Origin of the sequence: Pseudomonas sp. N2-3-1-14 (assembly GCF_041228395.1) — a bacterium.
Taxonomy (GTDB): Bacteria; Pseudomonadota; Gammaproteobacteria; order Pseudomonadales; family Pseudomonadaceae; genus Aquipseudomonas.
The window spans coordinates 241,477-256,672 of sequence record NZ_CP166199.1; the positions used below are offsets into that span (position 1 = coordinate 241,477).

The 15,196-nt window shown below is 63.0% G+C and carries 12 protein-coding genes; 6 read left to right on the plus strand and 6 right to left on the minus strand.

The window, feature by feature from the left end; all coding sequences use genetic code 11:
• Position 1: 1 nt before the first annotated feature.
• Together AB5I78_RS01020 and AB5I78_RS01025 are read right to left on the minus strand one after the other, a co-directional pair.
• Positions 2-817, minus strand: coding sequence for an ABC transporter ATP-binding protein (locus AB5I78_RS01020; protein WP_369301808.1), 816 nt, complete (start codon positions 815-817; stop codon positions 2-4).
• The gene (locus AB5I78_RS01025) at positions 814-2,412 is read right to left on the minus strand and encodes an ABC transporter permease (protein WP_369301807.1); all 1,599 of its coding nucleotides are present in this window, start codon (positions 2,410-2,412) and stop codon (positions 814-816) included. The genes AB5I78_RS01020 and AB5I78_RS01025 overlap by 4 nt, the downstream gene beginning before the upstream one ends.
• Before the next feature lie 288 nt (positions 2,413-2,700).
• Between AB5I78_RS01025 and AB5I78_RS01030 the strand changes: the two genes are divergently transcribed.
• Positions 2,701-3,702 (plus strand): ABC transporter substrate-binding protein, encoded by a 1,002-nt coding sequence (locus AB5I78_RS01030; protein WP_145159720.1) that lies wholly within the window; start codon positions 2,701-2,703, stop codon positions 3,700-3,702.
• Positions 3,703-3,799: 97 nt separating this feature from the next.
• Here the strand turns inward: AB5I78_RS01030 and AB5I78_RS01035 are convergent, their stop codons facing one another.
• Complete coding sequence (locus AB5I78_RS01035; RefSeq protein WP_145159722.1) at positions 3,800-4,720, minus strand: LysR family transcriptional regulator; 921 nt, start codon at positions 4,718-4,720, stop codon at positions 3,800-3,802.
• A 182-nt stretch (positions 4,721-4,902) separates the two neighbouring features.
• Here AB5I78_RS01035 and AB5I78_RS01040 point away from each other — a divergent pair, with 182 nt between their 5' ends.
• Positions 4,903-5,808, plus strand: a complete 906-nt coding sequence (locus AB5I78_RS01040) for a TauD/TfdA dioxygenase family protein (protein WP_369301806.1) — start codon at positions 4,903-4,905, stop codon at positions 5,806-5,808.
• A 135-nt stretch (positions 5,809-5,943) separates the two neighbouring features.
• On the opposite strand, the gene AB5I78_RS01045 is transcribed toward AB5I78_RS01040, so the two are convergent.
• Positions 5,944-7,551: an alkaline phosphatase family protein gene (locus AB5I78_RS01045; protein WP_369301805.1), complete on the minus strand. Its 1,608-nt coding sequence runs from the start codon at positions 7,549-7,551 to the stop codon at positions 5,944-5,946.
• 106 nt (positions 7,552-7,657) lie between these two features.
• Positions 7,658-8,602 carry a LysR family transcriptional regulator gene (locus tag AB5I78_RS01050; protein ID WP_369301804.1) on the minus strand — a complete coding sequence of 315 codons (945 nt, stop codon included), beginning with the start codon at positions 8,600-8,602 and terminating at the stop codon, positions 7,658-7,660.
• Between the two features lie 155 nt (positions 8,603-8,757).
• On the opposite strand from AB5I78_RS01050, the gene AB5I78_RS01055 reads away from it, so the two are divergent.
• Positions 8,758-11,073 (plus strand): TonB-dependent receptor, encoded by a 2,316-nt coding sequence (locus tag AB5I78_RS01055; RefSeq protein WP_145159730.1) that lies wholly within the window; start codon positions 8,758-8,760, stop codon positions 11,071-11,073.
• Here AB5I78_RS01055 and AB5I78_RS01060 read toward each other — a convergent pair.
• Entirely contained in the window at positions 11,044-12,243 is a 1,200-nt protein-coding gene (locus AB5I78_RS01060; protein ID WP_242201430.1) for a CynX/NimT family MFS transporter, read from the minus strand. The genes AB5I78_RS01055 and AB5I78_RS01060 overlap by 30 nt on opposite strands.
• A 110-nt stretch (positions 12,244-12,353) precedes the next feature.
• On the opposite strand from AB5I78_RS01060, the gene AB5I78_RS01065 reads away from it, so the two are divergent.
• The 3 genes from AB5I78_RS01065 (at position 12,354) to AB5I78_RS01075 (ending at position 15,195) form a co-directional block, all read left to right on the plus strand.
• The gene (locus tag AB5I78_RS01065; RefSeq protein ID WP_262208169.1) at positions 12,354-13,205 is read left to right on the plus strand and encodes a LysR family transcriptional regulator; all 852 of its coding nucleotides are present in this window, start codon (positions 12,354-12,356) and stop codon (positions 13,203-13,205) included.
• Positions 13,206-13,599: 394 nt separating this feature from the next.
• On the plus strand, positions 13,600-14,421 hold the full coding sequence (locus AB5I78_RS01070) for an energy transducer TonB (RefSeq protein ID WP_369301803.1): 822 nt from the start codon (positions 13,600-13,602) through the stop codon (positions 14,419-14,421).
• 51 nt (positions 14,422-14,472) lie between these two features.
• Positions 14,473-15,195 (plus strand): MotA/TolQ/ExbB proton channel family protein, encoded by a 723-nt coding sequence (locus AB5I78_RS01075; protein ID WP_369301855.1) that lies wholly within the window; start codon positions 14,473-14,475, stop codon positions 15,193-15,195.
• Position 15,196: the final 1 nt, after the last annotated feature.

A 15,196-nucleotide genomic window follows, 5' to 3' on the forward strand; every position in this document is an offset into this window, starting at 1 on the left:
TTCAGCAGGCAATAAAGGCCAGCGGCAGGTCGCGAATCTGTTCGCGCACGGGCGGCTGATAGTGGTCATCGCTGATCAGTTCATGCAGCAGTTCTTCGCGCAGCTGGTGGAATTCGAAGCTGCTGCGCTGGCGCGGATGGGGCAGGGCGATATCGACGATTTGCTTGATCCGCCCAGGCCGGGGCTCCATCACCACCACGCGATCGGCGAGGAAAATCGCCTCTTCCACGTCGTGGGTCACCAACACCGTGGTGATCCTGGCGCGCGCGCGGATCGCCAACAGCTCTTCCTGCATTTGTTGGCGGGTCAGTGCGTCCAGGGCGCCGAACGGCTCGTCTAGCAGCAGGATGCGCGGGCTGGCGACCAGGCCACGGGCGATCGCCACCCGTTGCGCCATGCCGCCGGACAGCTGATGGGGATAGGCGCGGGTGAAGTCGCTCAGGCCCACCAGCTCGATAAAGTCGCTGATGCGGCGGTTGCGCTCGGCTTCGCTCAGCGGCTCGTTGACCAGACCCAGGCCGATGTTTTGCGCCACGGTCAGCCAGGGGAACAGGCGGTGCTCCTGGAACACAATGCCGCGCTCGCCGCCGATGCCGTCTACGGCCTTACCGTCGACCTGGATGTCGCCGCGAAACTGCGTATCGAGCCCCACCAACAGGCGCAGCAGGGTGGATTTGCCGCAGCCGCTGGAGCCGACAATCGCGACAAATTCGCCCTCGGCAATCTCCAGGTTGAATTCACGAATGGCTTCCAACGCGAAGCCGTCGACGTCGAAGGATTTGCCCACATGGTTGAAGCGGACGATAGGTGCGTTCATGCGTGTCTCCAGCGGGTGGCGCGGGTTTCGATGCGTTGGCCGATAACATTGAGCGTGGCGCCGGTAAGGCCGACCAGCAGCATGCCGCCCATGATCACGTCCATGCGCAGCAGTTGCTGGGCGCCGATCATCAGGCTGCCGATGCCGCCATTGGACGGCATGAAGTATTCCGCGCCGATGGTGCCGAGCCAGGCGTAGATCAGGCTCAGGCGCAGGCCGGCGAAAATCCCCGCCGCCGCGCCCGGCAACACCAGACGGCGCAGGCCTTGCAACAGGCTCAGGCGCAGCACTTGCGCTGCCTCGCGCAGTTGCGGCGACAGGTTCAGCACGCTGCGTTGGGTGGCGATAAACAGCGGGAAAAACGCGGCGAGTGCGATAAACACCGACTTGGCCAACTCGCCCAGGCCGAACCACGCGGTGAGCAACGGCACCCAGGCAAAAATGGCGATCTGGCGCAGTGCGGCCAAGGTCGGGCCGAGTACGCGCTCACTGCGTCGCGACAGCCCCAGCCACAGGCCCATGGCAAAGCCCAGGCCGCCGCCCAGCAGCAGGCCGCCCAGTGTGCGGCCCAGGCTTTTGCCCAGGGCGCCGGACAGGCTGCCATCCCGCACGCCGGCGCCTGTGGTTTGCAGCACCGTCCATGGGCTGACCAGAATATTGGCGTCCACCCAGCCCTGCTGCGTCGCCGCCTGCCACAACGCTACCAACAGCAGCGGCAGTAACCACGGTTGCAGGCGCTGCCAGCCTTGATAGCGCGGCCCGCGACGAATCTGCGCGGTGGCCGGGTGCGGCCAGTGCACCCATTTGCGATCCAGCCAGCCGATGCCGCGGTCCATCACCACGCCCAGCACGCCGATGACCACGATGCACACGAACACGATGTCGAGCATGAACAACTGGCGCGCCCAGACCATCAGGTAGCCGATGCCTTCACTGGACGCCAGCAACTCCACCGCCAGCAACGACGTCCAGCCGGCCGCCAAGGCCAGGCGTACCCCGGCCATGAATGCCGGCAGCGCGGCGGGCAGGATCAGGCGGCGGATCAGCAGGTGCGGGGGCAGGCGCAGCACGTGGGCGGCTTCACGCAGGTTGGGCTGGGCATCACGCACGCCGACCAGGGTATGCAGGGTGACGGGCACTACGATTGCCTTGACCAGCACCACCAGTTTCAGGGTTTCGCCGATGCCGAAAAACACCATGAACAGCGGAATCCATGCCAGGGTCGGCACTTGCGACAGCGCGCTGAAGGTTGGAAATATCAGGCGCTCCGCGCGGGCGCTGAACCCCAACAGCGCGCCCAAAAGGGCGCCTGCGCCGACACCGGCCAGCAGCCCCCAGAACAAACGCTGCACGCTGATCGCCAGATGGCTCCACAACTCGCCGCCGGCCAGTTCCACGGCGCTGCTCCAGACCAGCGAGGGCGGCGGCAGAATCTGCTCGCTCATCCAGTGATTGCGGCTGGCCAGCCACCACAGCGCAAACAGTCCCAGCGGCAGCAGCCAGGGTATGAGGCGTTCGCTCAATGTCGGCCAGCGCGGCGCGGCGTCTTTGCCGGTGGCCGCCAGAGGTAGGCTCAGAAGTGAAATTCGGGCCATGGAGGACCTCCGTTGTCGCCGTGGGCGTTATTTGATTTCGATCTTAGAAAAATGCAATCAAGATGATTGTGGGATAAGAAAAATCATTTAAAGCCTCTGCCCGACACGCATCCAATGCATTCGAAGAATATTTTCGATGCTGTTTATGCATATCCCTCTGGAGCCTGCGTTTTAGCTCGCATAGTCCAAAAAGCTATTAAATTGTGAATTTATAGTATTTAAAGTTTTGATCGGCCTGTGCCTACTTTCTGCTCCCCAGGCGACCGTCGCCCACCAGGAGCTGCGCTTATGAAACTGCCCTTCAAACGTCTGATCAGCCTGTTCGCCGGCACCGCCCTGGCCGGGTTGGTGCACGCTGCCGATCTCACGGAAATTCGCATCGCCGTGCCCGACCTCAGTGCGGGCAGCCAGCACAGCGGCGGTGGGGTGACCGATGTACTGCAAAGTCAGCAGATCTTCGAAAAGGCCTTTGCCGACCAAGGCATCAAGATTCAATGGAATTACTTCAAGGGCGCAGGCCCGGTGATCAATGAGGCCTTTGCCAACGGCCAGGTGGACCTGGCTTACCTGGGCGACCTGGCGGCGATCATCGGTCGCTCCAATGGCCTGGACACGCGCTTGCTCAGCGCCTCGGCGCGCGGCGTCAAGCATTACCTCGCCGTGGTGCCAGGCTCCGGCATCAAGACCTTGCAAGACCTCAAGGGCAAGCGCGTCGCTGTGTTCCGCGGCACGGCCAGCCAGTTGTCATTCGACACCGCGCTGGCCAGCCAGGGCTTGAGTGAGAAGGATCTGAAAGTCATCAACCTGGACTTCAGCGCCGCCATTGCCGCCTTGGCCGCCAAGCAGATTGACGCCACCTGGGGCGGTTCAGGCCTCACGGCGCTGCAAGCCAAGGGCCTGGCCGAAATACCGCTGACCACCAAGGACATCGGTGGCGCCGGCAGCGTGCAGGCGGTGCTGGTGGGCAGTGCCAAGTTTGTGGATCAGCACCCGCAAGCCGTGGCCACGTTGCTCAAGGCCCAGCAGCAGGCGGTGCAGTGGTTGACCGATGACAACAACAAGCAGGCTTACATCGACCTGGTGTCGGGGCTGGCCAGTTACCCGCCGGTGATCCTGACCAACGATCTGAAAGACCAGAAACTCAGCGAGATTTTCCCCTCGACCCTGGACCCGGTGTTCCTCGGCAAATTGCAGGACGCGGTGGACTTGGCGTCCAAAGAGCGGCTGATCCGCAAGTCGTTTCAGGTGAGTGATTGGGTGGCGCCGAACCTGGCGGCGGCGGGGCTCTGAGGCTGGTGGTGGCTGGGTTATCGCTATCGCGGGCAAGCCCGCTCCCACAGGGGAACGCCTTCCAACTGTGGGAGCGGGCTTGCCCGCGATGAGGCCTTCAAACCGCCACACTCACCTCCTGCCTGTCCACCGCCACCAACGTCTCGATCATCGCCTTGGCCGCCGGCGACAACCGCGACCCGGTGCGGCTGACAATCCCGCAACGCGCGCTCATGGTCTCCAGGTTTTGCGGCAGGTTGCGCCAGTGCAGCAGCACCAGCGAGCCCTGGGCGATGTCTTCGGCAAACGCCTCTTCAGTGCCCACGCCAATCGCATCGGACTGCAGCACGATCTTCACCAGCGCCGGGAAATGCTCGGTCTGAATGCTCGGTGAAAAGTCCATGCGCCCACTCAGGTTCGCCAGCAGTTTGCGAATGCCCTGGGAGATCAACGGTGAGGCCAGCGGGTAGTCGAACATGTCGTTGGTCGACAAGCTGTCCTTGGCCAATAGCGGGTGCCCCGGTCGGCAAAAAAACACCCCGCGCTTGGGCGTCAGTGCGCGGGTCTGGAAGTTCGGGTCGGCTTCGAACTGGCGAATGTCGGCGATAAAAAATTCGATCTCTTCACGGCTCAAGGCGCGGCTGAGTTTCTCCCAGTTGTCCACCTGGAAACTGGTACGGATTTTCGGGTGTGCACCGATAAACCGTGCCACCGCATCCGGCACCAGTTTCACGGCCGGCGCCGGGCCGGTGCCAAAGCGCAGGTCACCGGCATCGAGTTTGGTCATGCGCGTCACTTCACTGCTCAGCAGGGCGGCGCCATGCACCAGGCTCAAGGCGTGTTGCAGCACCACCTGGCCCTCGGGCGTGGGGCGTAGATCCTTGTTGCCGCGATCGACCAGCACACAGCCGAACTCCTGCTCCAGCCCTTGAATGCTGCGGCTGAAGGCGGGTTGGGTGATACCCATGGCGTCCGCTGCGCGCACGAAACTGCGGTGTTCGTTGAGGGCGATGAAGTAGCGCAGTTGGCGAAGATCCATATGCTTTCCCGGCATTTGAAAAATAGGTCGAAGGCATTTGCGACCCAGGGAGCTGAGGTTTTAAATGCAAGCTCTTATTCCGTCAACGAAGCATTGATTCATTTGCTAGATCTAAAATGCATATCAATAGAGCGTTGCCGGAAAGCATCCCCACCATCAGCAGGCACATGAGGGTCTTCACCATGAGCAACGCCGCATTAGCCGTTCAACCCGTCGCCCAGGCGCTGGACATCCACCCGGTTGCTGGCCGCATCGGCGCCGAAATCCGTGGCATCAAACTGTCCGGTGGCCTGGATGCCGCCACCGTCGACGCCATCCAGCAAGCGCTGGTGCAGTACAAAGTGATCTTCTTTCGCGAGCAGACCCACCTTGATGACCAGAGCCAGGAAGCCTTCGCTCACCTGCTCGGTGAGCCGATTGCCCACCCGACCGTGCCGGTGCGCGACGGCACGCGGTTCCTGCTGGAACTGGACGGCACGCGCGGCCAGCGCGCCAACTCCTGGCACACCGACGTGACCTTCGTCGACGCCTACCCGAAAGCCTCGATCCTGCGTTCGGTGCTGGCGCCAAAATCCGGTGGCGATACGGTATGGGCCAACACCGCCAGTGCCTACAACGACCTCAGCGTCGAGCTGCGCGCCCTGGCCGACAACCTGTGGGCGATACACAGCAACGAATACGATTACGCCGGGCGCAAGCCGGACGTATCGGTGGAAAAGCTTGAGGAGTACCGCAAAATTTTCACCTCTACGGTGTACGAAACCGAACATCCAGTGGTGCGTGTGCACCCGGTCAGCGGCGAGAAAACTTTGCTGTTGGGGCACTTCGTCAAGCGCCTCAAAGGCTATTCCCAGGCGGACTCGACGCAGCTGTTCAACCTGCTGCAAGGCCACGTCACGCGCCTTGAAAACACCGTGCGCTGGCGCTGGAATGCCGGCGACGTGGCGATCTGGGACAACCGCGCCACCCAGCATTACGCGGTGGATGACTACGGCACCCAGGAACGCATCGTGCGCCGGGTGACGCTCAAGGGCGACGTGCCGGTGGGTGTGCAAGGGCAATCCAGCAAAACCACCAAAGGTCTCTAAGCGAACCCAGTTCCAAATGTCGGAGCAGGTCTGTGTGGGAGCTGGCTTGCCTGCGATAGCATCGCCGGGGTGTGTCTGATACACCCAGGTGCCGGCATCGCAGGCAAGCCCGCTCCCACATTTGTTTTGTGGTGTTTACCAGACGCCTATCTGCACGACCTTCTCTGCCTCTGGCTCACCATACCGAAAGCGTTGGCCACGCAGCGCGATCTCTGCATGGCTGATAGTGGTGCGCCGCTTCAACCCGCGCAGCCAATCAAACAAATACCCCACGTGCGTCTCGCGCACCGCCGCATAGGCCGGGTCGGCGCCCAGGTCGTGCAACTCCTGTGGATCATTTTCCAGATCAAACAGCTGTGGGCGAAAGCCGTCATACGCGAGGTACTTCCAGTGCTCGCTGCGCACCATGGTCATGCGGCAGCGGTCGATGGGCTGCTCCAGACGCTCGCGGGCCGGGGCCTGGAACGCATAGTCGTATTCGGCGATGGCGTAGTTGCGCCAAGTGATGTCCTTGCCGTGCAACAGCGGGATCAGCGAGCGGCCCTCCAGGCGGTGGTCAGCCGCTGGCAGTCCCAGGGCGTCGAGGAAGGTTGGCAGGGCGTCGATGGTTTCCACCAGGCGTGCGTCCACTGAACCACGGCTGATGTCGGCGCTGGCGCGCGGGTCGCGCACGATCAGCGGAATGCCCACCGCAGGCTCCAGCAGAAATTCTTTTTCACCGAGGAAGTGATCGCCGAGGAAGTCGCCGTGGTCGCTGGTGAACACGATCAGCGTGTCGTCCCAACGGCCGTTGCTTTGCAGAAAATCGAACAGCCGCCCGAGTTGATCGTCGACCTGTTTGATCAGGCCCATGTAGGTCGGAATCACCGTCAGCCGCACCTCATCACGGGAGAAATTCAGGCTCTCCTGGTGCTGGCGGAAGGCGTGGTAAACCGGGTGATCGCTCGTGTGTTCAGGTTGAATGGGCGCCTGGATATGCTCGGCGCCATACAGCGCGTGGTACGGCGCCGGGGCGATATAGGGCCAGTGCGGCTTGATGTAGGACAGGTGCAGGCACCACGGCTGCTCGCCGTGTTCGGCGATAAAGTCGATGGCGCGGTCGGTGGTGTAGACGGTTTCCGAATGCTCCTGCGCCACGCGCGCAGGCTTGCCTGAGTGACGCATGTGCCAGCCGCTGAGGATTTCACCGTTTTCACCGGCGGCGGCATTGGCCCATTCATGCCACGGGTTGCGGCCGTCGTAGCCCTGGTCACGCAGGTAATGGGTGTAAGGCGCGGACTCGCGTTTGTCGTCGAACAGCGGGCTGTCGGGGTAAATGCCGTCGTGGCGCATGTACGCGTCAAACCCGACCTCATTCAGCGGCTCGGCCTGCGCGCTGTCGGGGTCGATCTTCAGGCGCTGCAGGGCGTCCAGATTCGGCGTGGCGTGGGTCTTGCCGACCAGTGCGGTGCGGATGCCATGGGGGCGCAGGTAATCGCCAATGGTCAGCTCTTCGAGCGGCAGCGGCACCGCGTTCCACGCCACCTGATGGCTGCTGACATAGCGCCCGGTGTAGGCCGACATCCGCGACGGCCCGCAAATGGTGCCCTGGGTGTAGGCCCGGCTGAAGCGCACGCCGGCAACGGCGAGGCGGTCGATATTCGGCGTGTGCAAATGCGCATGGCCGTAGCACGACAGGTAATCGCGGCGCAGTTGGTCGCACATGATGTACAGCACATTGCGCACGGGGTTTGGTTGAGACATGGGGCTTCACCGAACAGAACAAAGGTGACGGTTTTCGCTGTTCGGGTGGTGGGCTGGCAAGTGCATTTGAGGACTGGGTTTTATGCAGGGAATGCATGGGTGCTACTCAAACAGCGACATTCTCCAATGCACACACATCCTCATCCAACTCATCAATCTGCTTGATCTGCTCAATCATCGCCTCCGCCAACGGCGACAATCGATACCCCGCGCGGCTGACAATGCCATAGCGGGTGTAACGCTCCTCCAGGTCTTCCGCCAGCCCATCAATCGTCAAACACACCAGTTCACCCCGCGCCATGTGCAGCACATCGCTGTTGGCACTGACGATGCCGATAGCGTCCGAACGCAGCACCACGCCCATCAGGCTGTAGCCGTTTTCGCATTCCACATTGGGCAGGTAATCCGGCCGGCCGCTGAGGTCGACAATGACCTTGCGCAGGTTCGGCGGGCGGATGGTCACGGCCAGTGGATAGCTCATCAGCTCGGCGGCGCTTACGCTGTCGCGGCTTGCCAACGGGTGCCCGACGCGGCAGCAGAAATACCAGCGCCGCGCGCGCAGGCGGTGGGTGTGGTAGTCCGGGTTGGCCTCGAAATGGCGGGTGTCGGCGACGAAAAATTCGAACTCTTCGCTGAGCAGGCGCTTGCTCAGGCTTTGCCAGTCATCCACCTGGAACTGCACACGTGCCTTGGGGTAACGCCCGATAAAACTGCCGATGGCGCGCGGGATCAACCCGGCCGCCGGTGCCGGGCCGCAGCCGAAGCGCAATTCACCGGCCTCAAGGCCATTGAACTGGCTGATCTCGTTGGCCAGTTGCTGCGCGCCGCTGACCAGCCGACGCGCATGTTCGAGCAGCACCTGGCCTTGCTTGGTGGGCGCCAGGTCCTTGCGGCCACGGTCCACGAGTTGGCACCCGGCGCTGTGTTCCAGCGCCTGGATGCTGCGGCTGAACGCCGACTGCGAGAGGTTCACGGCCAACGCCGCCGCGACAAAACTGCGCTGTTCAGCGAGGGCGATGAAGTGGCGAAGTTGGCGCAGATCGATATGCATTTTTCACATCAAAAATATCCGGGAAATGCATTGGCTATGCATTAGGTCGACTCCTTATAAAGGCTATCTCTTATGCAGTAAATGTTCGTAAAAACATAAATAAATAACCTAATGGAATATTCGATAGGGAATATTTCCGAGGTCCGGAGCCGCTTATGAGTCTGTTGAAGTCCTTGCCGATGGCCATGTTACTGGCCGGCAGCACCAGTTGGTCGCCGACCCAGGCCGCCGAAACACCCGCGCCGGCAAGCAAGGGCGAAAACGCCAGCGGCCAGCTTGAGACCGTCACTGTGACCGCCCGGCGGCGTACCGAAAGCGCCCAGGAAGTGCCCACGCCCATGAGCGTCATCGGCGGCCAGGCGCTGGAGAGTCAGCGGGTCTATCGCATTCAGGATTTGCAGCAGTTGGTGCCCAGCGTCAACGTCGCCTATATGCATGCGCGCCAGTCCAGCGTGTCGATTCGCGGCTTGGGCAACAACCCGGCCAGCGACGGCCTGGAAGGCAGCGTAGGGCTGTACATCGACAACGTGTACCTGGGCCGGCCGGGCATGGCGGTGTTTGATTTGATGGACATCGAACAGCTGGAAGTGTTGCGCGGCCCGCAAGGCACGCTGTTCGGCAAAAACACCACCGCCGGCGTGATCAATATCAGCACCCGCGCGCCAAGTTTTACCCCGGAGCGCAGCATCGAAACTTCGTTGGGCGAGGACGGTTATTTCCAGACCAAGGGCACCATTTCCGGCCCGCTCACCGATGACCTCGCCGGGCGTTTCTCGGCCTATCGCACGCGCAGCGACGGCGACATCAAGAACGAATACAACGGCCACGACCTCAATGGCGGCTCACGCCAGGGCTTTCGCGGGCAGTTGCTGTACAAGCCCAGCGAGACGTTCAACCTGCGCTGGATCGGCGACTACAACGAGGAAGATTCCAGCGCCGGCACGCGCGTGCTGTACAGCACCGGGCCGACCATCAATGGCACCAACCTGTATCAATCGCGGGCAACGGCGGCGGGAGCGACACTGGTGGATGGCACCCACCGCAAGGTCAATCTGGACAACGACCAGCACGTCACCGTGTTCCAGGGCGGCACCTCTGTAGAGGCCAACTGGACCCTGCCCAGCGACTTCACCCTGACCTCGGTCAGCTCGTATCGCTGGTGGAATTTCACCCCGCGCAACGATGACGGCCTCAACGTGCCGGCGGCGTATAACGCCGGGGTGTCGGTGGAAGATAAACAATGGTCCCAGGAATTCCGCCTGGCCTCGCCTACCGGTGGCTTCTTCGACTATGTGCTCGGCGCCTATTACTTCGGCAATTCGCTGGATAACAAATCCTTCGCCTATTACGGGCCCAAGGCGGATATCTGGAATGGCACGCCAACCGGCGCGTTGAACAATGTGAGCAGCGTTGGCAACGGGCATATCCGCACCGACAGTTTTGCCCTGTTCGCCCAAGGCACCTGGCACCTCACCGAGCGCCTGGATTTCACCGCCGGCCTGCGCGGCACCTATGAAGAGAAAAGCGCCTGGGTCACGCGCAATGCGCCAGTGGGTGGCGCGGCAGTGACCGGCGCGGCGGCCACAGCGCGGCGCGGGCGTGCCGGGGTGTACGACTCGGGCGACCTCAGCCAGTACAGCGCAACGCCGTCGGGGCTGCTGAACCTCAGCTATCACTTCAATGAGAACCTGCTGGGCTACGCGACCTTGTCTCATGGCGAGAAATCCGGTGGGGTCAACCTGGCCGTGGGCTCCGCGCCGACCGCCGGGGCCGACTCACTGTTGATCGGCACCGAGCGCGCCAACAACGCCGAGCTGGGCTTCAAGAGCACGCTGTGGGACCGCCGCCTGCAGCTCAATGCCAACCTGTTCTGGACCCAGGTCAACGGCTACCAGACCAATGCCTACGACCAGGACAACCGCGTGCAATACCTGACCAACGCCGGCTCCGTGCGCTCGCGCGGGGTTGAAGTGGAAAGCACGCTGGTGCCGCTCAAGGGCCTGACGCTGAACCTCAACGGTTCGTTCAACGATGTGAGTTACCTGTCTTACAAAGATGCGCCGTGCCCACCGGAAGTCAGCCTGCGTCCGGGCGCGCCGGCGTCCTGCGACCTGACCGGCCACCAGGTGGTCGGCGCGTCCAAGTGGATCGCCAACGCCAACGGTGAGTACAAGTGGAACCTGGATAACGGCTTCGAACCCTACGTAACTGCCAGCTACGCGTTCCGCTCCAAAGCGGTGGGCACCGTGGAGGATTCCGACTACGGGCAGATCCCCGCCTACGCCGTGGTCAACCTCTCTACCGGCCTGCGCGGCAACTATCAGCAAGGGCAGTGGGACGTGTCGTTGTGGCTGAAAAACGCCTTCGACAAAACCTACTACACCACCCTGTGGACCGGCGGCAACGGCGGCTACGAAGGCCTGCTGGGCACACCGCGCACGTTAGGCGTGACCGGGCGCTATGACTTCTGATGTGCTGCGATAGGTGGCCGGGCTGAACACCCGTGTCACCAGCAGCATCGCCACCGCGGTTACCGTCAGCACCACCCAGGCGCTGACAAAGCCGCCGGTGAGTTGGCGCAGCCAGCCGGTGAGCCACGGTGAAATCGCGTTGATCAGAAAGCCCACGCCTTGCACGAAGGCGGCCAGTTGCCCAGCTTGGCGTGGGTCGCGGTGATGGTCGAGGGTCAGCAGCAGGCTCAGGGCGAAACACGCGCCCAGGCCGAAGCCGCACAGCGCCACCCACAGGTGCGGATAGTCCAGCGGCGCGATGATCAGGCCCAGATAGCCGATGGTTTGCGCCAACAGGCTGATGCCCAGCAACGGACGACGGTCGACACCGCGTTGCGCCAGCACCGGCATCAACAGCGCGGCGATCACCTGGAAGATGGTCATGAAGGCCAGCAACGAACCGCTCGGCAACACGCCCCAGCCCAGTTGCTGATAGTACGCAGGCAGCCACGCCACCAGGCTCATGTAGCCGCAGTTCACCAAACCGAAATACAGCGCCAGCAGCCACGCGCGACGATTGCGCAGGCCTTTGAATGCGGGCGCCATGTGAGGATTGCGCGGCGCACCCAACGGCAACCAGGCCCACAACAGCAACGCCCCCAGCGCCGGCAACAGCCACACGCCCAACCCCGCCTGCCATTGCTGGAAATGCGTGGCCACCACCGGGCTGAGCAGTGCGGCCAGCCCGCCGCCGGCCATCAACGACGCTGAATACACACCCATCGCCACCGGCACCCGGTGATGGAATTCACGTTTGATCATCGCCGGCACCAACGCCTGGATCAGCGCCACACCGGCGCCGCCGAGCAAGGCCGTGACCAGCAACGCCGACGCCTGGCCCATCAACCAGCGCGCCAGGCACGCCAGCAAAATCATCATCAAGCCCAGGGCGATACCGCGCCGCTCGCCCAGTCGCGCCTCTACGCGTACGCCGACCAGCGCCACCAGGCCCATGCACACCACCGGCAGGCTGGTAAGCAGGGCGCTGCTCTGGAAACTCAGGCCCGTGGCCTGGCGAATCTCGCCGAGCAACGGGCTGATGGAACTGAGGATCGGCCGTAGGTTCAGGCCAAGCACGACCAGCAGGCCCCAACCGGCGAGTCTGCTCATGAATGAAGGGTTGAGCGGCATGCAGGACCTTTTCGGTGTGCAAAAGAGGCAGGAAGTATGGGCAGCTCGCGAGGTATTCTGAAATTAAATATAACCATGCCAATCAGTGGCAAACGCAATGGTGAAGCGCCATGTTCGACCCCGTGTTGTTACGCAGTTTTGTCGCCGTGGTGGATTGCGGCAATTTCACCCGCGCCGCCGAGCGCCTGCACGTGACCCAGTCCACCGTGAGCCAGCAGATCCGCCGCCTGGAAGAGGCCGTGGCGTGCCAGTTGCTCGACCGCGATCAGCGCCGCGTGGTGGCCACCGCCGAGGGTGAGCGCTTGCTGGCGTACGCGCGGCGCATCCTCGCGCTGCATGAAGAGGCTGCCGACGTGCTGATCACTCAGCAAAGCGACGGCGTGCTGCGCCTGGGGGTGCCAGAGGACTTTGCCGCTGAACGGCTGATGCCGTTGCTGTCGTCGTTCGTGGTGGCCTACCCGCGCGTGCGCCTGGAAGTCACCAGCGGCCTCGGCCCGGAGCTGCAGCGTCAATACCGTGCAGGTGAGTTCGACGTGTTGCTGGTCAAGCAAATGGGTGACAGCGACGACTGCCTGGCGTCGTGGCCGGAGCCCCTGTGCTGGGTCGACAGCCGCAGCATGCCGTCCCTAGGACGCGACCCGTTGCCCTTGGTGGCGTTTCCGGTGGGTGGGTTGTATCGCAATGAAATGCTGCATCACCTGGAAGTGGGTGGCTGGCGCTGGCGCATCGGCTATTCCAGCGCCGGCCTGGCCAGCGTGTGTTCGGCAGTGGCGGCGGGGCTCGGCATCAGCCTGTTACCACGCCGGGTGGTGCAGCCTGGGCACGTGGTGCTCGGCGAGGACAGTGGGTTGCCCACGGTGCAAGGCGTGCGCCTGGCGTTATACGGCCGCAGCGGGTTGGGCGCAGCCGGGCAGACGTTGCAACGTCAATTGCTCGAGTTATGCGCCAACAGCCCAGCGTAAAGCTGTCGCCGAGCGCCGCGTTCGTGGCGAGCGGGCTTGCCCCGCGTTGGGCTGCATAGCCGCCCCAAAACCTGCCAAACCGATATGCCTGACACCGCGTTATCTCCCAGTGGGTCTGCTACGCAACCCAACGCGGGGTAAGCCCACCCCACAATCGATGCCTTCACTGAATATTTTTTATGCCTGAAAAGCATCGAAAAACAGCACCTTCGCCACAGGCCGCGCAGGCCGTGGCTTTGGCGTTTCAGGATGTTTCTCATATTCAGTTTAGATCTATGTATAACTTTAAAGATTACTTTAAGAGATAAGCGTCTGGCCCCGATGATTCAGCCCTCGACGGCCGCCAAGGCAGGCCTGTCGGTTTTTTTGTGTGAAGACCGTAGGGAGTGAATCAATGGGCAATGTCCAGACCGCCGCCAGTGCACCCGAGGCGCAATGGCGCCTGGCACCGGGTGGTGAGTTGGTCGACCTTGGCCGGCCGCATCGGGCGCCGTTGGGGCAGTTGCGTTTGCAGAAAACCCCGAAGCGCTTCTCGAGCCGTCGCGAAGGGCTGCTGCTCGGCTTGCTGGTGTTGGCGCTGCACGGTGCGGTGATCTATTGGGTGAGCCAGAAGCCGACGCCGGTATTGCCGATTGTGCCGCCGGAAATCCCGCCGATGACGATCGAATTTTCCCAGCCGGCGCCGCCGGTGGTTGAACCGCCACCACCCGTGCCGCCACCACCACCGCCACCTGTGGTCGAGCCACCGCCGCCGGTGGTGGATGAGTTGGCTGCCAAGCCGGCGCCGCCAAAACCGATTCCCAAGCCTAAACCCAAACCGGTGCCCAAGCCCGAGCCCAAGCCTGCACCTAAACCGGTCGAGCAACCGCCCGCGCCACCTACGCCGGCGCCACCTGCACCGCCCGCGCCAGCCGCGCCACCGTCGCCGGCCCCGGTTACACCCGCTTCGGCGAACGCCGCGTACCTGAAGAACCCGGCGCCGGAGTACCCGTCACTGGCCCAGCGTCGCGGTTGGGAAGGCACGGTGTTGCTCAGGGTGCATGTGTTGGCCAGCGGCAAGCCGGGCGAGATCCAGGTCCAGAGAAGCAGCGGTCGCCAGCAACTCGATGACGCCGCACTGACCGCCGTGAAGCGTTGGAGCTTCGTGCCGGCCAAGCAGGGCGATGTGGCCCAGGACGGCTGGGTCAGCGTACCGATCGATTTCAAGATTCACTAACTATTCGGCAGCGGTGTGTTGGACACGCCGCGACCTGCACAGAGGGAAAACATCATGGCATTAGCATCTCCAGTTGAATCCATCGAAAGCGCGGTGATCTGGCTGCTGGTGGCCTTTTCGGTCGCCACCTGGGGCTTCGCCTTGCTCAAGGGCGTGCAGTTCGGTCGCCTCAAGGCCCAGGATCGCAAATTCCACAAACAGTTCTGGGCGGCGTCGAGTCTCGACTCGGCCGCCGAACTGGCCGAAACCCAGCCCGGCGCCGCAGCGCGCGTGGCCCAGGCCGGTTATGCCGCGATCCAGGTCGGTGACACGCCACACGCCGCGGACCTGAGCCAGGCCATCAACCATCAGGACCGCCTCGAACGCGCCCTGCGTCAGCAGATCGTGCGTGAGCGTCGCTCGCTGGAAACCGGCCTGGCCGTGGTCGCCAGTATCGGCAGCACCTCGCCGTTTATCGGCCTGTTCGGCACCGTGTGGGGGATCATGGAAGCGTTGAAAGGCATCAGCGCCGCCGGCTCCGCCAGCCTGGAAACCGTGGCCGGCCCGATTGGTGCGGCGCTGGTGGCCACCGGTGTGGGGATCGCCGTCGCGGTGCCGGCGGTGCTGGTCTACAACTATTTCCTGCGCCGCCTGAAGCTGACGGCTGCTGACCTGGATGACTTTGCCCACGACTTCTACAGCCTGGCGCAGAAAAACGCCTTCCGCGTGCTGCTGCACCCTGCGCTGACCAAAAGCGCAGCCGGCAACCCGCAGAAAGTGAAGGAGGCGTCCTGAG